This is a genomic window from Duganella vulcania (assembly GCF_009857655.1).
GTDB lineage: Bacteria > Pseudomonadota > Gammaproteobacteria > Burkholderiales > Burkholderiaceae_D > Rugamonas > Rugamonas vulcania.
In genome coordinates this window covers 1-18,627 of sequence record NZ_WWCX01000059.1, presented here as the reverse complement: position 1 = coordinate 18,627, position 18,627 = coordinate 1, and the positions used below count along the sequence as shown (strand labels likewise).

Genomic DNA, 18,627 nt, shown 5'->3' with positions numbered 1-18,627 from the left:
TTTTTATTGAACGCTACGCTAGCATGCCATCGTGACAGCTGTGCTACCGCTGAACCCGTTAGAGTTCTAATTCTAATCCGGCCCGTTAAAAACGCGCCAAAACCGCGCCCCAGGTGAAACCGCCACCCACGCCTTCCATCATGATGTTCTGACCCTTCTTGATGCGGCCATCGCGCACGGCGACGTCCAGCGCCAGCGGGATCGAGGCGGCCGAGGTGTTGCCGTGCTGGTCGACCGTGACCACCATCTTCTCGGCAGGCAGGCCCAGCTTCTTGGCGGTGCTGTTCATGATGCGGATATTGGCCTGGTGCGGAATCAGCCAGTCGATCTGGTCCGAAGTCATGCCGGCCTTGTCCAGCGCTTCGTGCGCGACCTTCTCCAGCACCGACACGGCCAGCTTGAACACGGCGGGACCGTCCATGTACAGGAAGGCGCTGCCGGCCACCGCGCCACCATCGACCGAACCCGGCACGCTGAGGATGTCCGAATGACGGCCGTCCGCGTGCAGCTTGGTGGCCAGGATGCCCGGCTCTTCCGACGCGCTCAGCACGATGGCGCCGGCGCCGTCGCCAAACAGCACGCAGGTGGTGCGGTCGTCGAAGTTGAGGATGCGCGAGAACACTTCGGCGCCGATCACCAGCACGTTCTTGTGCACGCCGGCGCGGATGAAGGCGTCGGCGGTGGAGACGGCGTAGACGAAGCCGCTGCACACGGCTTGCACGTCGACCGCCGCGCTGTTGTTGGTCATGCCCAGTTTTTTCTGCACGATGCAGGCGGTGCTGGGGAAGCTGCCGAAGAAGTCCGGCGTCGAGCTGGCCAGCACGATGAGGTCGATATCGTTGGGCTGCAGGCCGGCCATCTCCAGCGCCTTCCTGGCGGCGTTGACCGCCAGGTCCGACGATTTCTGTTCCGGCTCGGCGAAGTGGCGCGCCGAAATGCCGCTGCGGGTGACGATCCATTCGTCCGAGGTCTCGATGCCTTTGGCGGCGAGTTGATCAGCCAGGTCCTGGTTGGTCACCCGCTTTTCCGGCAGGTAGCTGCCGGTGCCTATAATTTTGCTGTACAAAGTCATGCCGTTCTACCGTCCACTAAATAGTTGAGCCAGGTACTTCGGGGGTATCCGTGTTGCGCGGCATGAGCTCGGCGATCATTTCCGAGATATGGCCCAACACGTCATTTTTTGCAGCATCATACGCGCGCCGGATCGCCCACTCATAGGAATAGGCATCGGCGCCGCCATGGCTCTTGAACACCAGGCCGCGCAGGCCCAGCAAGCTGGCGCCGTTGTGGCGCGATGGCTGGAAGCGGTCCTTGACCGCCTTCAACGCGCCGCCGCCCAGCAAGGCGCCCAGCATGGTCAGCAGGTTGCGCTTGAATTCGGTGCGCAGCGTGTCGCCGAAGAAGCGCGCCACGCCTTCCACCGCCTTCAACGTCACGTTGCCGACAAAGCCGTCGCACACCACGATATCGGTGGTGCCCTTGAAGATGTCGTTGCCTTCGACGTTGCCGTGGAAATTGAGCGCGCCGCGCTCGTGGTCGGCCTGCAGCAGCTTGCTGGTGGCCTTGACCACTTCGTTGCCCTTGATGTCCTCGGTGCCGACGTTCAGCAGGCCAATGGTCGGGCGGGCGATCTTTTCCATGGCCGAGACCAGCACCGAGCCCATGATGGCGAACTGGTGCAGGTGATGCGGCTCGCAGTCGACGTTGGCGCCCAGGTCCAGCATATAGGTCGGGCCATTTTTCTGGTTCGGCATGATGCCGCAGATGGCGGGACGGTCGACGCCGGTCATGGTCTTGAGCACGTAGCGGGACACGGCCATCAGCGCGCCGGTGTTGCCGGCCGAGACGCAGGCCTGGGCCTTGCCGTCCTTGACCTGCTCGATGGCGACGCGCATCGACGAATCCTTCTTGCGGCGCAGGGCCACTTCGAGCGGATCGTCCATGGTGACTTGTTCGGAGGCGTGTTGCACGGTGATGCGCGGATGCGCGTCGGCGTGCTGCTTTTTCAATTCCGCGCGGATGACGTCTTCCAAACCGACCAGTATCAGTTCAGCGTCAGGCTCACGTTTGAGGAAGGAAACTGCTGCGGGGATAGTGACCGACGGGCCGTGATCTCCACCCATGCAGTCGATAGAAATTTTGATTGTCATTTGTTTTGATTCAGTACCACGCTCCAGCCCGGATAGGGCAAGCTGCGGCAAGCTGCGGACCACCAACATCCAGGTCTACGCGTTTCAAAATGACGGTGTGCAAAAGAGGATTGCAGCCGATGATAAAGAAAAAGCGATGCTCCGCGAGTTATCCACGTAGCACCGCCTATTTCCAGGTCCAGCAAAAGCGTCGATTACTCGTCGTTTTTGGTTTTCAGGACTTTACGACCACGGTAGAAGCCGTTAGGGCTGATGTGGTGACGCAGGTGGGTTTCACCGGTGGTTGGCTCGATGCCCAGTTGTGGAGCAACCAGGAAATCGTGCGAACGGTGCATACCGCGCTTCGAAGGGGACTTCTTGTTCTGTTGAACTGCCATGTTAATGACTCCTAATGCATAAGTTCTAAAATTTTAACACATTCGACCAGCAAATACATGCGAATCGAGTATCCTGCCGGCAAAACTGAACCGGCATAGTTAAACTGAGATTTACTACACTTTACTGCTGACTTGCCATACTCGATTTACTACACGCGTTTGACACGTTCTTTACAACACTACTTATTCGGTACTGCTTATTCGGATTTGAGGCCCTTGAGGGCGTCGAACGGCGACAACTTTGCGCTTTTTGCCTTGTCCAGCAGAGCGGAATCGGGGCAGACATCATGTTTCGGCGTGTGCGGCAAGGCCAGCAGCGCTTCGTCTTCCACCAGGTCCATCAGCTCCATGCTGCGGCTGCCGACGATGACATCGATCGTCTCGTCGTTGATCATTTCTTCGATTTCATCCGCCTGCGCATCATCCTTGCCCAGCATCAGGACCGTCGACGCATCGATGGTGTGAGCGTAAGGCGTCAGGCAGCGCTGGCAGACCAGTTGCACGGTGCCGGCAACCGACAGCGTCATCTGCGGGAAGCCCATCTTGCTGGTGCTCCCTACTGCTTTCCAGGTGATTGTGCCGGACGCATCCGCACAATCCTTGGTCAAACGGGTCATCTCGGCAACAGGCGTCACGCCTTGCTGGCTGCCGTTGCTCCGACAAAAATCAAAGGCGTCGATCACAATAGCATTCATTACAGAAATTTCCCCGGAAAACCTGCGATAATAACAGGGTTTTCAGCATCAAGTCAAAGCCTTAACGCTTTTTTCGTTCTTTTTGTGCCGCTGGCACTACCGGCGACAGAGCATATAACATTCCCCTCATGACATCAAGTTTACTCGTACTCGCCTCCAGCTCCGCCTACCGCAGGGAACTCTTATCACGGCTGCAACTGCCGTTCGACGTGGCCGTGCCCGACATCGACGAAGCCCCGCTGCCCGGCGAGACGCCCAGCGCCACCGCGCTGCGCCTGGCGCGCGAGAAAGCCGCCGCCGTGGCCGCCAAGCTGCCGGGCCGCATCGTCATCGGCTCCGACCAGGTCGCCACGCTGGACGACCAGCAGATCGGCAAGCCCGGCAACCACGCCAACGCCCTGGCCCAGCTGCAAAAGATGCGCGGCCGCGAGGTGATCTTCCACACCGCGCTGTGCGTCTGGGATGGCCGCGACGGCACGGCCCAAGTGGAAGACATCCAGACCGTCGTGAAGTTCCGCGACCTGCCCGACGCCGAGCTCGACGCCTACCTGCGCATCGAGCAGCCCTACGACTGCGCCGGCAGCGCCAAGAACGAGGCGCTCGGCATCGCCATCCTGGAACGCATCGACAGCAGCGACCCGACCGCCCTCACCGGCTTGCCTTTGATCGCGCTGACAGGCATGCTGCGCAAGATCGGCGTTTCCTTTTTCAATACCTGACTGTTTTTATGACCGGCACCCTCTTTTTAATACCGAACACCCTGGGCGAGACTGAAGCGCTCGCCTCCGTGCTGCCCGAACAGGTGCAGCAGATCACCTCGCAACTGGATTACTTCGTCGCCGAGAACGCCAAGACGGCGCGCGCCTTCCTCAAGCTGGTCAACGCCCGCCACCCGCTGGCCAAGCCGCTGCAGGAAATCACCATCTCCGAACTGAACGTCAACACCCCGGCGGCCGCGCTGGCGGGCCTGCTGGCGCCGCTGCTGGCCGGCCAGGACGGCGGCCTGGTGTCGGAGGCCGGCGTGCCGGCCGTGGCCGATCCCGGCGCCGACCTGGTGCGGCTGGCGCACCAGCACCACATCCCGGTGCGGCCGCTGGTGGGCCCGTCGTCGCTGCTGCTGGCGGTCATGGCGAGCGGCCTGAACGGCCAGAGCTTCGCCTTCAACGGCTACCTGCCGACCGACGCGGCGCAGCGCGCCAGCCGCATCAAGGAACTGGAACAGCGCTCGCGCAAGGAAAAGCAGACGCAGCTGTTCATCGAGACGCCCTACCGCAACGCCGCCATGCTGGAGGCGCTGGTGGCGGCCTGCGCGCCCGGCACACTGCTGTGCGTAGCGACCGACCTCAGCCTGCCGTCGGAAACCATCCGCACCATGAGCGCGGCGCAATGGAAGAGCGCGAAGGCGCCGGACTTCCACAAGAAACCGACCGTGTTCCTGCTGCTGGGCCAGTAAGCGGTGGGCCGCGCCCTGCCCTACGAATGGCTGATCGGCGTGCGCTACCTGCGCGCCGGCCGCCGCGGCACCCGCAACAGCCTGCTCTCGTTCATGTCGCTGGCCTCGATCACCGGCGTGGGCCTGGGGGTGGCCGCGCTCATCGTGGTGCTGTCGGTGATGAACGGCTTCCAGCGCGAAGTCAGCGCCCGCATGGTTTCGGTCCTGTCGCACATCGAGGTGTACGATGCGCGCGGGCGCATGCCCGACTGGCGCACGGTGGCCGCCATGGCGGCGCGCAACAGCGCGGTGCGGGCCAGCGCGCCCTTCATCGAATTGCCGGGCATGCTGCTGGACGACGACAGGATGAAGCCGGCCACGCTGCGCGGCGTGCTGCCGGCGCAAGAGGCCAAAGTGGCCGAATTCATACAGGGTGCCAACGCGGCCGGCTTCGCCGCGCTGGCGCCGGGCGCCTACAACATCGTCCTGGGGGCTGAATTGGCCAGGGAGCTGCATGTGAAAACGGGCGAGCAGGTGGTCCTCGCCCTGCCCTCGCAACAAGCATCGATCAGCAACACGATGCCGCGGACCAAGCGCTTCACCGTGGCCGGCGTCTTCGAGATCGGGCACTTCGAATTCGATTCCGGCATGGCCTTCATCCACCTGCAAGACGCCGAGCAACTGGCGCAGGTGGACGCCCCGGCCGGCCTGCGCTTGCGCATCGCCGACGCCGACCTGGCGCCGCAGGTGGCGCGGGCGCTGAAGAACGGCCTGGACGGCCAGTTCATCGTGAGCGACTGGACCCAGCGCAACGCCACCTGGTTCGCTGCGCTGCGCAGCCAGAAGACCATGATGTTCATCATCCTGTCGCTGATCGTGGCCGTGGCGGCGTTCAATGTGGTGTCCATGCTGGTGATGTCGGTGGCCGACAAGCGCGCCGACGTCGCCATCCTGCGCACGCTGGGCGCCAGGCCGCTGTCGATCATGAAGATCTTCATGGTGCAGGGCTTGCTGTCCGGCCTGCTGGGCGTGATGGCCGGCACCACCGCCGGCGTGCTCATCGCCTGGAACCTGAGCGCGGCGGTGGCCGCCTTCGAGCACTGGTTTGGCGTGCAGCTGCTGGCCAAGAATATCTATTTCATCAGCACCGTACCGTCCGACCTGCGCTGGGATGATGTGGCTGGCGTGGTCGCGGTGGCGGTGGCGCTATCCTTTTTGTCCACGCTGTATCCCAGCTGGAGCGCGACGCGCAGCCGCCCGGCCGACGCCCTGCGCCACGAGTGACGCGCCGCCGCGCTAGATGCTGCGGGTGTAGTCGGTCACCCACTCGATCGCGGCCAGCTGGATGGCGTACAGCTCGGCCGGCGTCAGCGCCAGCTGGTGCAGCAGTTGCGCCAGCTGCTTGCCGTCGCGGTCGCGCTCGATGTGCTCGATCAGGCTCAGCATGCTGCCGTAGTCGCCGCTGCGATGCAGCAGCGCGGCGCGCACCTCGTCGAGCACGTTCACGCTTTCCAGCACGTCGCGCATGTGGATGGAGAACAGCGTGTCCATCAGCGACATCACCCCCACCGTGAAGCCGATGTCGGCGCTGACGCGCTGCCCCGGCCGCAGGTGCTCAACCATCAACTCCATGGTCTTGCCGCGCGTGGTGGCCAGCTGCAGCAGCGGCGACGTGAATTCCTGGGCGCTACCGGTCTTGACGTACAACAGGATCTGCAGCCAGCGCTTGAGCTGGCGCCGTCCCAGCACCATCAGCGCGTGGCCGACCGAGTTGATGCGGTAGCGCGCGCCGACCGCCGGCGTGTTCACCAGCCGCAGCAGGTTGAGCGTGATCAGCGCGTCATGCTTGACGCTGCGTTCGATCTCATGACTGCTGGCGTCGGTGTTGAGCAGGTCCAGCAGGTGCAGCACGCTGCGCTGCGACGGCGAGATCTTCTTGCCGCTGAGGATGACGGGGCGCGCGAAATAATAGCCCTGGAAGTATTCGAAGCCCAGTTCCATGCACTCCTGGAACTCCTCGATGGTCTCGACCTTTTCGGCCAGCAGCTTTTGCCTGGGGTTCTTCAGCACCCGCGCCAGCGCTGGCAAGGTGCCGGGCTGCATGTCCTTGATGTCGACCTTGATGACGTCGCACAGCGGCTGGAATTTCTGCACATCCTCGGAATGGCCGATCACGTCGTCCAGCGCGAACTTGAAGCCGGCTTGCTTGAGCTCGCGTATGCGGTCGAGGATTTCCGGCGTGGCTTTGACGGTCTCCAGGATTTCCAGGATGACCTTGTCGTTGGGCAGGAAGCGGATGAAGTCGCTCATCAGGCCGATGGCGTCGACGTTGACGAAGGCCATCTGGTCGCCCACCACGTGTTCCATGCCCAGCTCGGAGGCGTGGGCGATCACGGTGGCGGTGGCCTCGGCGTCGTCGGTGACGTCGGCCTCGTTGCGGGCGCGGGCGTCGCGGAACAGCAGCTCATACGCGACCAGCCGTTGTCCCCGGTTGAGGATGGGCTGGCGGGCAAGAAAGAAATTATCGGCTAGCTTGGACGGCATGGTCGGCGGCGCGATCATCATGGGAAGCTCCCATTGTGCAATCTGCTGATTCGGGCTGCCGTCTCAAGCGGCAACCCGCTAACTAGCAGACTATACCCCTCCGTACCGTCCTGACAACGTTTTTCTAGCGTGAAACAGGCCCGCGCACCGCGTTGTTGCGCGTAGCCATCGGCTTTCCGCTTTCCAGCGTGAAGCGGGCGCCGGAATCCTTGCCCAGCACCTTGACCAGGTAGGGCATCACTTCCTTGAGCATCGGCTCCAGCGTGTATGGCGGGTTCAGGATGAACATGCCGCTGCTGTGCAGGCCGAAGCCGTCCGGCATCGGCGTGTTGGTGGTCAGCACCACGTTGAGCCAGTCGTTGCACTGCAGCTGCTTGAGCTTGTCGGCGAACTGGCGCGATTCCATGCGCTGCAGCAGCGGATACCAGACGGCGTAGGTGCCGGTCGGGAAGCGCACCAGCGCCTCGGCCAGCGTGTCCTTGACCTTCTTGTAGTCCTGCTTGTCCTCGTACGGCGGATCGATCAGCACCAGCGCGCGGCGCGACGGCGGCGGCAGCAGGCCCTTCAGCGCCTGGAAGCCATCGCCACGGGTGATCAGCACGCGCTTGCCGCGCGTGGTCGGGCGGATGCCCTGCTGCGCGGCGTGCTCTTCCAGTTTGCGGAAGTTGTCGGCCAGCAGCTTGGAATCGGCCGGATGCAGCTCGAACAGGCGCAGGCGGTCCTGCTCGCGCGCGACCTGGTCGGCGATGTAGGGCGAGCCGGGGTAGTAACGCATCTTGCCGCTCGGGTTCATGGCGCGGACCAGGTCGACATATTCCTTGATCGGCGCGGGCATGTCGGTGCGCTCCCACAGCGGGCCGATGCCGGTGTCGTACTCGGCGTTCTTGGAGGCGAAAGTGCCGTCGAGCGCGTACACGCCGGCGCCGGAGTGGGTGTCGATGTAGCTGTAGGCGGTATCTTTCTGGTTCAGATACTGCATCAACTGGATGGTCACGAAATGCTTCAATACATCGGCGTGATTACCCGCGTGAAAGGCGTGGCGGTAACTCAACATAAGCTTGGTACTCTCAATTAGATGGTGCGGAACAATCCCGCATTATCCACTAGAAAGCCCCGCCCACCAAAAAAGCGCTCATATCGTTTGCATCAAAGCGAGCCCCGCCGTGCTGACTAAGATGGTGTAGCCGGGCCGCATCCGCTGGCGTGGCGTACTTTCATGGAGGACATCATGGCATTCAACAACGTAGGTCCGCTCACCTACCTGGCGCCGGGGCAAACGGCGTACTGGAGCTACACCTATGGCGTCGACCACGGCACGCAGTTCGCCACGGCCGACGTCAAGGCCCCCAACCTGGGCGCCATCCACATGGCGGACCAGCAAAGCAAGCGCAAGGAAAACAACGGCAACGCCACCTATTTCGTCCAGATCCACAACCAGGGCATAGGCGGCGCCTTTCACAATCTGCAAGGCGGAGGCATGTCATGAAAATGACCATCATTACGGACGACCAGAACAACATCCTGGGCGCGGTGCAGGGACATTCCCTGTCGGATAAACAGGGCAGCGTGGAGGCCAGCGTCTCGTTCGGTCCCGGCCACATGACCCACATGGTGGAGGTCGATGACGACCTGGCCACCATCAACGACCTGGACGACTTCCAGAATCGCCTGAACCAGCACCTGCAACAACACCTTGCCAAGCCTTGAGGCAGGCAATCGCGGCGGGGGCCGGCCTGCCCCGCCGCTTCAGGCCGTTCAGGCCACCTTCTTGTCGAAGAATTGCTCATCCTCGGTAGAACCGTGCAACGCCGTGGTCGACGACTGGCCGTTCTGGATGCACTGGGTCACCGCGTCGAAATAGCCGGTGCCGACTTCGCGCTGGTGCTTGACCGCCGTGAAGCCCTTCTCGGCCGCGGCGAATTCCGCCTCCTGCAGTTCCACGAAGGCCGACATCTGGCGGCGCGCATAGCCGTGCGCCAGGTTGAACATGCCGTAGTTCAGCGCGTGGAAACCGGCCAGCGTGATGAACTGGAACTTGTAGCCCATGGCGCCCAGCTCCTTCTGGAACCTGGCGATGGTGGCGTCGTCCAGGTTCTTCTTCCAGTTGAACGACGGCGAACAGTTATAGGCCAGCATCTTGCCGGGGAACTTGGCGTGCACGGCCTCGGCGAATCGCTTGGCGAAGGCCAGGTCGGGCTTGCCGGTCTCGCACCAGACCAGGTCGGCGTATGGCGCGTAGGCCAGCGCGCGCGAGATTGCCTGGTCCATGCCGGGCGTGACCTTGTAAAAGCCTTCCACCGTGCGCTCGCCGGTGCAGAACGGCTTGTCGTTGTCGTCCACGTCCGAGGTCAGCAGATCGGCCGCCTCGGCGTCGGTGCGGGCGATCACCAGCGTCGAGGTGCCCATGACGTCGGCCGCCAGGCGGGCAGCGGTCAGCTTTTCCACCGCCTCGCGCGTGGGCACCAGCACCTTGCCGCCCATGTGGCCGCATTTCTTGACCGAGGCCAGCTGGTCCTCGAAGTGCACGCCCGCGGCGCCGGCGTCGATCATGGATTTCATCAGCTCATAGGCGTTCAGCACGCCGCCGAAACCAGCCTCGGCGTCCGCCACGATGGGCGCGAAGTAGTCGATGTCGTCCTTGCCTTCGGACCACTGGATCTGGTCGGCGCGCTGGAAGGTGTTGTTGATGCGCTTGACCACCATCGGCACCGAGTTGGCCGGATACAGCGACTGGTCGGGATACATTTCGCCGGCCAGGTTGGCATCGCCGGCCACTTGCCAGCCGGACAGGTAAATCGCCTTCAGCCCGGCCTTGACCTGCTGCATGGCCTGGTTGCCGGTCAGCGCGCCCAGCGCGTTGACGTAGGGTTCGTTGTTGACCAGGTCCCACAACTTTTCGGCGCCGCGCTTGGCCAGCGTGTGCTCGATCTGCAGGGAGCCGCGCAGGCGCACCACGTCCTCGGCGGTGTAGGTGCGGGTCACGCCCTTCCAGCGGGGGTTGGTGTCCCAGTCCTTTTGCAAGGCTGCGATTTGCTGTTCACGAGTTGCCATGATGCTCTCCTATTTAAAAACGAAATCCGTTGAATAAATAGTAGCCGCTTTTGTGCCATGCACCAATAGTCTTATATAAGACATATAACCAAATATAAAATCATATGAATCAGATAGATAGCCATCGGATCCCATGATGCGGAATGAGATTTCTTGAAATGGAAGAGAAGACCGCTGTCCCCGGCCCGGTCGTTCCGCGATGTGAAACAGTAGCCTCGCCAGATGAAAAATCGCGGCTTTGCAATGAAAACACCCCGCAAGCCAGGTGGCTTGCGGGGTGTCAGGGACATGCAGGGTCAGTGTCAGGCTTGGCGGCGGCGGGCGGCAATGCCGAGCAGGCCCAGGCCGGCCAGCAGCATGGCATAGGTTCCCGGCTCGGGAACGGCCTGCACCGTGAAATCGGCCGCACCGACGTAAGCACCGGTCATCGAGAAATAGCTGATCGACGGGGAATGCTCCAGGAAGCCGTGGAATTCGCCCTGGTTCAGGCCGCCATCGGTGATAAAGGTCAGGGTGGTCGATTCGATCAGGGTATGGTTCGCATCGTAGACCGCGATCGTCGCCGGGCCAAAATACCGCGGCGAATAATTAAAGAACGCGCCGACCCCGGCAACCGCCTGGCCGAATGCCAACGTCATGGTGCTGACTTGATCGTTGGTGCCAGCCATCGTCACGCCCTGCCACATGCCGTTGTCGGCAAAACCGTAGGCGCCGCTGTAGCCGAAGACCGAGTCGCCATAGGCGCTGCTCCAGTCCACGCCTGGCGCCAGGCTCAGAGGGCCTGAGCCGAAATAATTAAGCTCCGGCATCGGCAAGACCACACCGCCTGGCAACGACGTCACCGGCGCGGCATGGGCTGACAGGCCGGCAAGCGCCCACAACACAGCAAACGTAAGTTTTTTCATGGAGAACTCCTGCAATGTGGCGCTAAGCATTAAAGATTAATATATTGCAATATTTGCACGCAAACGCACTATAGTCAATCTTTTATTGCAAAAACACCACAGAAGTTTCCATTTTGAAAATGCTTTTTTTCGGGCTCAGGCAAGCATCTGCTGCGCCACCAGGATGCCGTCGGCATCGGCGTAGATCCAGTCGCCGGGCTGCACCGGCACGCCCTGGATGTGCACCCGCACATTGCGCTCGCCGGCGCCCTTCTTGCTGCTTTTTTGCGGATGGGCGCCCAGCGCGCGCACGCCGATCTCGCAGGAATTGATCTCGTCGGTGTCGCGGATGCAACCGTCGACGATAATGCCGGCCCAACCGTTATCCTGGGCCAGCAGACCGAGCTGTCCACCGACCAGCGCGCGGCGCAGGCTGCCGCCGCCGTCGATCACCAGCACATTGCCGCCGCCCTGGGTTTCCAGCACCGAACGCACCAGCGCATTGTCTTCATGCACCTTGAGGGTGGTCACCCGGCCGGAAAAGCGCATCTGCCTGCCGAAGTGGCGGAAGACCGGCGGCAGCACGGCAAGGCGTCCATCCTCCAGCAGATTGGCGTTATCGTCGCATAAATCGGTGGTTGCAAAGCTCATCATCGTCCCGCGCAGTTGTTAAAGGTAGCAAGGATTCTATGCTGTTTTGGGCACGGCCACCACGCGCGTCTTGCTGCCCACGCCGATCGTGGTCAGGATCACCAGCGCCTGGAACAGGGCGATGCCGACGAACACGCCGGACGGATGGTTGGCGTCCATCAGCGCGCCGAACAGCAGCGGGCCCAGCGCCAAGCCGCTGTCCAGGCCCGAATACACGACGCCGAACACGCGGCCGGTGGCGTTGGCCGGCGCCGCGCCGCGTATCAGCAGATCGCGCGACGGCCCCGAAATCCCGGTCACCAGGCCGATCGCTCCCATCAGGACGACCGCCAGCCAGGCCGGCACCACGGCCGACGCCAGCAGCAGCGCCATCAGTGCCGCCGAGCCGAACGCGAGCATGATGATGCGGTCGTGGTGGCGGCTGCCCGCGCCCAGGAAGCCACCGTACAACATGCCCACCGCCGAGGCGATCATGAAGGCGGTGTAGGCCGTGGTGGCCCAGGCCAGCGACATGCCGTACAGGCTCACCAGGCTGGTGGCGGCGAAGCTCTGGATGCCGGCCAGCGCCACCGCCGAGATCAGGAAGAAGCCAAAGCACATCCACACCACCTGCAGCCGCAGGAAGCCAAGCGCGCCGCCCTTGCCCGCCCCGGCCGCAGCGGCCACCGGCGCCGGCGCCGGCTCGGGACGCAAGGCATGGCGGTTCCAGACCAGCAGCGCCAGCACCGCCAGCGGCAGCAGGGCCGCGCTCAACAGCGCCGTGCGCCAGTCGGTGCGGCTGGCCACGAAGGTCAGGAACAGCGGCGACATCGCCCAACCGATATTGCCGCTGATGCCGTGCACCGAAAAGCCGTGCGCCAGCCGCGCCCTGGACACGCGCTGGTTGAGCAGCGTGTAGTCGGCCGGATGGAACACGCTGTTGCCGCACCCGGCCAGGAAGGCGCCCAGCATCAGCTGCACGTAGCTGTGCGCGCTGGACAGCATCACCGCCGACAAGCCCAGCAGCGCGATGCCGCCGAACAGCACCGCGCGCGCACTGAAGCGGTCGACCACAAAACCGGCCATCGCCTGGCCGACGCCGGACACGGTGAAGAACACCGTCATCAGCAGGCCCAGTTCGGCATAACTGAGCTGGAATTCCGGCTTCAGCCATGGAATCAGCGCCGCCAGGATCACATGGTAAAAGTGCGAAGTGCCGTGCGCCAGCCCGACCAGGCCGATGACCCGGGCGTCCTGCCGCAGCAAGGATGTATCGTTCATGCCGTCTCCCTGTTAAAAAAGAAAGCACAGTGTAAGCATTTGGCGGCAGTCTGATTTAAGATAGAGCGTCAACATTTGTCGCCAATCCGCCATGCCGGTTTCCGTCGTCACGCACACGCAGTTCAACTGGAATTGCGAATTCCCCACCGCCGCCCGGCCGCTGACCATGTCCGGCCGCGACCTGCCGGCCGACGCCGTGCTGCTGCCCCACCACCACCCGTGGGGCCAGTTCACCTACGCGATGCAGGGCGTGATGCGGGTCACGGCCAACCACAGCAGCTGGATCGTGCCGCCGCAGCGCGCCATCTGGATCGCGCCGGACGTCGAACACGCGATCACGGTGCTGGAGCCGACCCGGCTGCGCCCGCTGTGCGTGCACGCCAGCCGCTCGCCCTTCGCCGAGGCCTGCAAGGTGGTGGAAGTGTCCAGCCTGTTGCGCGAGCTGCTGGCGACGCTGGAACAGCACGACCAGGACGAGCAATCCCAGCGCGAGCAGCTGCTGTCCGAAATGATCCTGGACGAAGTGCCGCGCTGCGCCGCCCGGCCGCTGCGCGTGCCCCTGCCGCACGACAAGCGCCTGAAAACCCTGTGCGACGCGCTGATCGCCGATCCCGGCGCCGAGCTCACGCTGGAAGCCTGGGCCGGCCGCGTGGGCGCGTCCGAGCGCACGCTGACCCGCCTGTTCGAACGCGAACTGGGCATGAGCTTCAGCCAGTGGCGCCAGCACGTGCGGCTGGCCCACGCGGCGCCGCTGATCACGCGCGGCGTGCCGCTGTCTCAGGTGGCCGCGCAGCTCGGCTATGCCAGCCAGTCGGCCTTCTCGGCCATGTTCAAGAAGACCTTCGGCAGCACGCCCACATCTTTTTTCGCTGAAAAATAGATAATCGGTCAAGTTTTCCATTTGCGCACCGTTAACGTTGTCTTGGACGAAAGTACGGTACATTAGTGGAAACTCAACAACTGGAACAACGCTATCGGATGGCAGACCTGTCTCTCTTCACGGCCGAACAGATCGCAGCTCTGCTGGCCGCGCTGCCGGATCCGGCATTTATCTTCACGCGCAGCGGCAAATATGCCGCGCTGTTCGGCGGCACCGACGCGCGCTACTACCACGACGGCAGCTCATTGGTCGGCAAGCGCATCGGCGAGGTCCTGAACGCCGAGAAGGCGGCCTGGTTCCTGGCGCAGATCGCCGTCGCGCTGGCCAAGCGCGGCCTGCACGTGGTCGAGTACCGGCTGGACCGCAAGGATGTGATAGGCCTGGAGGGCGACGGCCCGGACGACACGATCTGGTTCGAAGGCCGCGCGCAGGCGCTGGATTATCAGGTGGATGGCGAGGACGCCGTGCTGTGGGTGGCAAGCAATATCACCACCAGCAAGAAGCTGGAGGCCCTGCTGCGCATGCAGAGCGAGACCGACGCGCTGACCGGCCTGGCCAACCGCCGCAAGCTGATGCAGGCCCTTAACGACAGCCACGGCCTGCACGCCCGCTACCGGACGCCGGCCTCGGTGCTGATCTTCGACATCGACAATTTCAAGGACATCAACGACCGCTACGGCCACCTGAGCGGCGACAAGGCCATCCAGGTCACGGCCGACGTCTGCCGGCGCGAGCTGCGCACCACCGATTTCCCGGCGCGGCTGGGCGGCGACGAGTTCGTGATCCTGATGCCGCACACCACCTGGGACCAGGCGATGCCGATCGCCGAGCGGCTGCGCCAGCGCATCGCCGACCAGTTGCGGGAACTGGGCACGCTGGGCCAAGGCGCCACCATCAGCGGCGGCCTGAGCCAGATGCTGCCCGGCGACTCATCAAGCGAGGACGTGCTGAAACGGGCGGACGATGCGCTGTACCGCGCCAAGCACGGCGGGCGCAACCGCATCGTCCATCACTAGCCGAATGATCAGCTGAAGATCAGCTGAAGGCCAGCTCCCCGTTCACGGCATCGACGTGGATGGTGTCCTTGGGACCGAAGCGGCCCTGCAGGATCAGCTTGGACAGCGGATTCTCGATCTGCTGCTGGATCGCCCGCTTCAACGGCCGCGCGCCATACACCGGATCGTAGCCCGCCTCGGCGATCTTCTGCAGCGCCGCGTCGGTCACCGCCAGCGTCATCTCCATCTTGGCCAGGCGCTGCTCCAGGATCGCCAGCTGGATCTTGGCGATGGCGCCGATGTTCTTCTCATCGAGGCCGTGGAACACGACGATTTCATCGATGCGGTTGACGAACTCCGGACGGAAGTGCGAACGCACTTCGGCCATCACCGCCAGCTTGACCACGCCGGGATCGGCATCCTCCATCGCCTGGATCTTGTGCGAGCCCAGGTTGGAGGTCATGATGATCACCGTGTTCTTGAAGTCCACCGTGCGGCCCTGGCCATCCGTCATGCGGCCGTCGTCCAGCGCCTGCAGCAGCACGTTGAACACGTCCGGGTGCGCCTTCTCCACCTCGTCGAGCAGGATCACGCTGTACGGCTTGCGGCGCACGGCCTCGGTCAGGTAGCCGCCCTCGTCGTAGCCCACGTAGCCGGGCGGCGCGCCGATCAGGCGGGCCACCGAATGCTTCTCCATGAATTCGCTCATGTCGATGCGGATCATCGATTCCTCGGTGTCGAACAGGAAGCCGGCCAGCGCCTTGGACAGCTCGGTCTTGCCGACGCCCGTCGGCCCGAGGAACATGAACGAACCATATGGACGGTTCGGATCGGACAGGCCGGCGCGCGAACGGCGGATGGCGTCGGACACGGCGGAAATCGCCTCGTCCTGGCCAACCACGCGCTCGTGCAGCTTCTCCTCGATGTGCAGCAGCTTGTCGCGCTCACCCTGCATCATGCGCGAGACCGGGATGCCGGTCGCGCGCGACACCACCTCGGCGATTTCCTCGGCGCCCACTTCGGTGCGCAGCAGCTTGGGCTGCGCGGGCGCGCCCTCCTTGGCGTTGATGCTCTCGGCCTGCTTGAGCTGCGCTTCCAGCTCGGGCAGGCGGCCGTACTGCAGTTCCGACACGCGCTGCCAGTTGCTCTCGCGCGTGGCCTGCTCCATCTGCAGCTTGATGCGGTCGATCTCTTCCTTGATGTGGGTGCTGCCCTGCACCACCGCCTTCTCGGCCTTGAGGATTTCCTCGTAGTCGTTCAACTCGCGCTGCAGGCGCACGATCTCTTCCTCGATCAGGTCCAGGCGGCGGCGCGAGCCCTCGTCCTTCTCCTTCTTGACGGCTTCCTTCTCGATCTTCAGCTGGATCAGGCGGCGTTCCAGCTTGTCCATCACCTCCGGCTTGGAGTCGATCTCGATCTTGATCTTGGACGCGGCCTCGTCGATCAGATCGATCGCCTTGTCGGGCAGGAAGCGGTCGGTGATGTAGCGGTGCGACAGCTCGGCCGCGGCGATGATGGCGGCGTCCGAGATGGCGACCTTGTGGTGCAGCTCATACTTGTCCTGCAGCCCGCGCAGGATGGCGATGGTGGCCTCCACCGACGGCTCGTCGACCAGGATCTTCTGGAAGCGGCGCTCCAGCGCGGCGTCCTTCTCGATGTACTTGCGGTATTCGTCCAGCGTGGTCGCGCCGACGCAATGCAGCTCGCCGCGCGCCAGCGCAGGCTTGAGCATATTGCCCGCATCCATGGAGCCCTCGGCCTTGCCGGCGCCAACCATCGTGTGCATCTCGTCGATGAAGACGATGGTCTGGCCCTCGTCCATGGCCAGTTCCTTCAGCACGGCCTTCAGGCGTTCCTCGAACTCGCCGCGGAACTTGGCGCCCGCCACCAGCGCCGCCATGTCCAGCGACAGCACGCGCTTGCCCTTGAGCGAATCGGGCACCTCGTTGTTGACGATGCGCTGCGCCAGGCCCTCGACGATGGCGGTCTTGCCGACGCCGGGTTCGCCGATCAGCACGGGGTTGTTCTTGGAGCGGCGCTGCAGCACCTGGATGGCGCGGCGGATCTCGTCGTCGCGGCCGATCACGGGATCGAGCTTGCCGGCGCGGGCGCGCTCGGTCAGGTCCAGCGTGTATTTTTTCAGCGCTTCGCGCTGGCCTTCGGCGTCGGCGTTGTCGACCTTGGCGCCACCGCGCACGGTGTCGATGGCCGCCTCCAGCGACTTGCGGGTCAGGCCGTTCTCGCGCGCCAGCTTGCCGGCGTCGGACTTGTCCTCGGTCAGCGCCAGCAGCACCATCTCGCTGGAGATGAACTGGTCGACGCGCTTTTGCGCTTCCTTGTCGGCCAGGTTCAGCACCGAGACCAGCTCGCGGCCGGCCTGCACGTCGCCGCCGGTGCCGGACACCTTGGGCAGTCGCTCGAGCGACGCGCCCAGCGCCTTGGTCAGGCCGCCAACGTTGACGCCGGCACGCTGCAGCAGCGAACGCGCGCTGCCGTCGCTCTGGTTCAGCAGCGCGGTCAGCAGGTGGACCGGTTCGATGTATTGGTTGTCGTTGCCTACGGCCAGACTCTGCGAGTCCGACAGGGCTTCCTGGAGTTTGGTAGTGAGTTTGTCTTGCCGCATGGAATTGCTCCAATTAATTTAACTTATCGCCTACATAGGGGTGTGCGATCAAGTTTCAAGGAGACGCCTTTTTATTTAACAAATCCATGACCCACATCAAATTACGCGGCAGTGCTCCATTTCTTCAATGCAACATCGTCGCTGACGCGGGCGTCGACCCAGCGGGCGCCGTCAGGGGTCTGCTCTTTTTTCCAGAACGGGGCTTCGGTTTTCAGGTAATCGATGATGTATTCGCAGGCGGCGAAGGCCTCGCCGCGATGCGCCGAGGTCACCGCCACCAGCACGATCTGGTCCAGTGGCTTGAGCGGCCCGACGCGGTGGATCACCAGCGCGCCGTAAATCGGCCAGCGCTGCTTGGCCTGCTCGATGATGGCCTGGATGGATTGCTCGGTCATGCCGGCGTAGTGTTCCAGCTCCATCTCCGCCACGCTGGCGCCCTCGTTCAGGTCGCGCACGGTGCCGACAAACGACACCACGGCGCCCACCTTGGCATTGGCGGCCCGCAGCTGCGCCAGCTCGGCACTCAGGTCGAAGTCGCCGGTCTGGATACGGACGCTGTCGGCGCTCATGCGCGCTCCGCTGCGCCGATGCGGCGGAACAGCTGCTCGATGCGGCTGGCGGTGCGGTCGTCGGCCAAGGCAGGCATCGCGCACAGCTGCAGGTAGGCGCTGCCGGCGCTCTGCGGCTTCTGGCCCGACTTGAGCGACGACTGCAGCACCTCGACCTGCATCTTCAGGCGCTCGCGCGCGAACTCGGCGCCGCTGTCGACGCCGGCCACGATCTCCAGGCGCAGCACTTCATCGAGCAGCTTGGCGCGGTTGCGCTCCAGCTGCTCGGCGTAGGCGCTGCGCTTGCCATCCAACGCGCCCAGCGCCGCGTTGAAGCGGCCGTGCAAGGCGCGCTCGTAGTCGGGCGCCAGCGGCGGCAAGGCCGACCAGCGGCTCTGCCAGTCGGCGCCGTCGATGGCCGGGCCGCCGTCCGGCGTGCCGATCGCGCTCTCCAGCGCCTGGCACAGGCGCAGCTTGTCGCGCAGCGCATTGGCCTGGGCCGCGCCGGCGCGGCGCTTGATGGCGTCGGCCTGGCCC

General features: G+C 63.8%; 19 protein-coding genes and 1 pseudogene. 7 read left to right on the top strand and 13 right to left on the bottom strand.

Annotation, left to right across the window (positions count from 1 at the left end; genetic code table 11):
• Positions 1 to 85 precede the first annotated feature (85 nt).
• The 4 genes from GTP90_RS24330 to GTP90_RS24315 all read right to left on the bottom strand — a co-directional run bounded on the left by GTP90_RS24330 (position 86) and on the right by GTP90_RS24315 (position 3,222).
• The gene (locus tag GTP90_RS24330; protein ID WP_161085959.1) at positions 86 to 1,072 is read right to left on the bottom strand and encodes a beta-ketoacyl-ACP synthase III; all 987 of its coding nucleotides are present in this window, start codon (positions 1,070 to 1,072) and stop codon (positions 86 to 88) included.
• Positions 1,073 to 1,088: 16 nt separating this feature from the next.
• Complete coding sequence (plsX, locus tag GTP90_RS24325; RefSeq protein ID WP_117013700.1) at positions 1,089 to 2,150, bottom strand: phosphate acyltransferase PlsX; 1,062 nt, start codon at positions 2,148 to 2,150, stop codon at positions 1,089 to 1,091.
• A gap of 194 nt (positions 2,151 to 2,344) precedes the next feature.
• Entirely contained in the window at positions 2,345 to 2,527 is a 183-nt protein-coding gene (gene rpmF, locus GTP90_RS24320) for a 50S ribosomal protein L32 (protein ID WP_008449924.1), read from the bottom strand.
• Between the two features lie 197 nt (positions 2,528 to 2,724).
• Positions 2,725 to 3,222, bottom strand: a complete 498-nt coding sequence (locus GTP90_RS24315) for a YceD family protein (protein ID WP_161085958.1) — start codon at positions 3,220 to 3,222, stop codon at positions 2,725 to 2,727.
• A 128-nt stretch (positions 3,223 to 3,350) separates the two neighbouring features.
• On the opposite strand from GTP90_RS24315, the gene GTP90_RS24310 reads away from it, so the two are divergent.
• Genes GTP90_RS24310 through GTP90_RS24300 form a run of 3 tightly spaced genes read left to right on the top strand, consistent with a single transcriptional unit; the run spans position 3,351 to position 5,938 of the window.
• Positions 3,351 to 3,941 carry a Maf-like protein gene (locus tag GTP90_RS24310; RefSeq protein WP_161085957.1) on the top strand — a complete coding sequence of 197 codons (591 nt, stop codon included), beginning with the start codon at positions 3,351 to 3,353 and terminating at the stop codon, positions 3,939 to 3,941.
• An 8-nt stretch (positions 3,942 to 3,949) separates the two neighbouring features.
• Positions 3,950 to 4,675: an SAM-dependent methyltransferase gene (locus tag GTP90_RS24305; protein ID WP_161085956.1), complete on the top strand. Its 726-nt coding sequence runs from the start codon at positions 3,950 to 3,952 to the stop codon at positions 4,673 to 4,675.
• Between the two features lie 3 nt (positions 4,676 to 4,678).
• A complete protein-coding gene (locus tag GTP90_RS24300; RefSeq protein ID WP_161085955.1) occupies positions 4,679 to 5,938 on the top strand; it encodes a lipoprotein-releasing ABC transporter permease subunit in 1,260 nt (419 codons plus the stop codon).
• 12 nt (positions 5,939 to 5,950) lie between these two features.
• Here GTP90_RS24300 and GTP90_RS24295 read toward each other — a convergent pair whose 3' ends face one another.
• Positions 5,951 to 7,219 (bottom strand): EAL and HDOD domain-containing protein, encoded by a 1,269-nt coding sequence (locus tag GTP90_RS24295; protein WP_161085954.1) that lies wholly within the window; start codon positions 7,217 to 7,219, stop codon positions 5,951 to 5,953.
• A 103-nt stretch (positions 7,220 to 7,322) separates the two neighbouring features.
• Positions 7,323 to 8,252, bottom strand: coding sequence for a 23S rRNA (adenine(2030)-N(6))-methyltransferase RlmJ (locus GTP90_RS24290; RefSeq protein WP_161085953.1), 930 nt, complete (start codon positions 8,250 to 8,252; stop codon positions 7,323 to 7,325).
• A 174-nt stretch (positions 8,253 to 8,426) separates the two neighbouring features.
• On the opposite strand from GTP90_RS24290, the gene GTP90_RS24285 reads away from it, so the two are divergent.
• Entirely contained in the window at positions 8,427 to 8,684 is a 258-nt protein-coding gene (locus GTP90_RS24285; protein WP_117013834.1) for a hypothetical protein, read from the top strand.
• The gene (locus GTP90_RS24280; protein WP_161085952.1) at positions 8,681 to 8,905 is read left to right on the top strand and encodes a hypothetical protein; all 225 of its coding nucleotides are present in this window, start codon (positions 8,681 to 8,683) and stop codon (positions 8,903 to 8,905) included. Before GTP90_RS24285 ends, GTP90_RS24280 begins: the two co-directional genes overlap by 4 nt.
• A 48-nt stretch (positions 8,906 to 8,953) precedes the next feature.
• Here the strand turns inward: GTP90_RS24280 and aceA are convergent, their stop codons facing one another.
• From aceA to GTP90_RS24260, 4 genes are all read right to left on the bottom strand, one after another.
• Entirely contained in the window at positions 8,954 to 10,249 is a 1,296-nt protein-coding gene (aceA, locus tag GTP90_RS24275; protein ID WP_161085951.1) for an isocitrate lyase, read from the bottom strand.
• Positions 10,250 to 10,551: 302 nt separating this feature from the next.
• Positions 10,552 to 11,154: an FxDxF family PEP-CTERM protein gene (locus GTP90_RS24270; RefSeq protein WP_161085950.1), complete on the bottom strand. Its 603-nt coding sequence runs from the start codon at positions 11,152 to 11,154 to the stop codon at positions 10,552 to 10,554.
• 135 nt (positions 11,155 to 11,289) lie between these two features.
• On the bottom strand, positions 11,290 to 11,784 hold the full coding sequence (gene rraA / locus GTP90_RS24265) for a ribonuclease E activity regulator RraA (protein WP_161085978.1): 495 nt from the start codon (positions 11,782 to 11,784) through the stop codon (positions 11,290 to 11,292).
• 36 nt (positions 11,785 to 11,820) lie between these two features.
• On the bottom strand, positions 11,821 to 13,044 hold the full coding sequence (locus tag GTP90_RS24260; RefSeq protein ID WP_161085949.1) for an MFS transporter: 1,224 nt from the start codon (positions 13,042 to 13,044) through the stop codon (positions 11,821 to 11,823).
• Positions 13,045 to 13,135: 91 nt separating this feature from the next.
• Between GTP90_RS24260 and GTP90_RS24255 the strand changes: the two genes are divergently transcribed.
• Complete coding sequence (locus GTP90_RS24255) at positions 13,136 to 13,924, top strand: AraC family transcriptional regulator (RefSeq protein WP_161085948.1); 789 nt, start codon at positions 13,136 to 13,138, stop codon at positions 13,922 to 13,924.
• Between the two features lie 98 nt (positions 13,925 to 14,022).
• Entirely contained in the window at positions 14,023 to 14,940 is a 918-nt protein-coding gene (locus GTP90_RS24250) for a GGDEF domain-containing protein (RefSeq protein WP_161085947.1), read from the top strand.
• Between the two features lie 19 nt (positions 14,941 to 14,959).
• Here the strand turns inward: GTP90_RS24250 and clpB are convergent, their stop codons facing one another.
• The 3 genes and pseudogenes from clpB to GTP90_RS24235 all read right to left on the bottom strand — a co-directional run.
• Positions 14,960 to 17,542, bottom strand: a complete 2,583-nt coding sequence (gene clpB / locus GTP90_RS24245) for an ATP-dependent chaperone ClpB (protein ID WP_161085946.1) — start codon at positions 17,540 to 17,542, stop codon at positions 14,960 to 14,962.
• Positions 17,543 to 17,643: 101 nt separating this feature from the next.
• Entirely contained in the window at positions 17,644 to 18,111 is a 468-nt protein-coding gene (locus GTP90_RS24240) for a molybdenum cofactor biosynthesis protein MoaE (protein ID WP_161085945.1), read from the bottom strand.
• A pseudogene (locus tag GTP90_RS24235) lies at positions 18,108 to 18,627 on the bottom strand (DUF349 domain-containing protein); the annotation flags it as partial. The pseudogene GTP90_RS24235 and the gene GTP90_RS24240, both read right to left, overlap by 4 nt.

What these genes read in the sequence shown, in the direction of transcription:
- GTP90_RS24330 (WP_161085959.1), bottom strand. Translation starts at nt 1,072, where the DNA reads ATGACTTTGTACAGCAAAATTATAGGCACCGGCAGCTACCTGCCGGAA.
- plsX (WP_117013700.1), bottom strand. Translation starts at nt 2,150, where the DNA reads ATGACAATCAAAATTTCTATCGACTGCATGGGTGGAGATCACGGCCCG.
- rpmF (WP_008449924.1), bottom strand. Translation starts at nt 2,527, where the DNA reads ATGGCAGTTCAACAGAACAAGAAGTCCCCTTCGAAGCGCGGTATGCAC.
- GTP90_RS24315 (WP_161085958.1), bottom strand. Translation starts at nt 3,222, where the DNA reads ATGAATGCTATTGTGATCGACGCCTTTGATTTTTGTCGGAGCAACGGC.
- GTP90_RS24310 (WP_161085957.1), top strand. Translation starts at nt 3,351, where the DNA reads ATGACATCAAGTTTACTCGTACTCGCCTCCAGCTCCGCCTACCGCAGG.
- GTP90_RS24305 (WP_161085956.1), top strand. Translation starts at nt 3,950, where the DNA reads ATGACCGGCACCCTCTTTTTAATACCGAACACCCTGGGCGAGACTGAA.
- GTP90_RS24295 (WP_161085954.1), bottom strand. Translation starts at nt 7,219, where the DNA reads ATGATGATCGCGCCGCCGACCATGCCGTCCAAGCTAGCCGATAATTTC.
- GTP90_RS24290 (WP_161085953.1), bottom strand. Translation starts at nt 8,252, where the DNA reads ATGTTGAGTTACCGCCACGCCTTTCACGCGGGTAATCACGCCGATGTA.
- GTP90_RS24285 (WP_117013834.1), top strand. Translation starts at nt 8,427, where the DNA reads ATGGCATTCAACAACGTAGGTCCGCTCACCTACCTGGCGCCGGGGCAA.
- GTP90_RS24280 (WP_161085952.1), top strand. Translation starts at nt 8,681, where the DNA reads ATGAAAATGACCATCATTACGGACGACCAGAACAACATCCTGGGCGCG.
- aceA (WP_161085951.1), bottom strand. Translation starts at nt 10,249, where the DNA reads ATGGCAACTCGTGAACAGCAAATCGCAGCCTTGCAAAAGGACTGGGAC.
- GTP90_RS24270 (WP_161085950.1), bottom strand. Translation starts at nt 11,154, where the DNA reads ATGAAAAAACTTACGTTTGCTGTGTTGTGGGCGCTTGCCGGCCTGTCA.
- rraA (WP_161085978.1), bottom strand. Translation starts at nt 11,784, where the DNA reads ATGAGCTTTGCAACCACCGATTTATGCGACGATAACGCCAATCTGCTG.
- GTP90_RS24260 (WP_161085949.1), bottom strand. Translation starts at nt 13,044, where the DNA reads ATGAACGATACATCCTTGCTGCGGCAGGACGCCCGGGTCATCGGCCTG.
- GTP90_RS24255 (WP_161085948.1), top strand. Translation starts at nt 13,136, where the DNA reads ATGCCGGTTTCCGTCGTCACGCACACGCAGTTCAACTGGAATTGCGAA.
- GTP90_RS24250 (WP_161085947.1), top strand. Translation starts at nt 14,023, where the DNA reads ATGGCAGACCTGTCTCTCTTCACGGCCGAACAGATCGCAGCTCTGCTG.
- clpB (WP_161085946.1), bottom strand. Translation starts at nt 17,542, where the DNA reads ATGCGGCAAGACAAACTCACTACCAAACTCCAGGAAGCCCTGTCGGAC.
- GTP90_RS24240 (WP_161085945.1), bottom strand. Translation starts at nt 18,111, where the DNA reads ATGAGCGCCGACAGCGTCCGTATCCAGACCGGCGACTTCGACCTGAGT.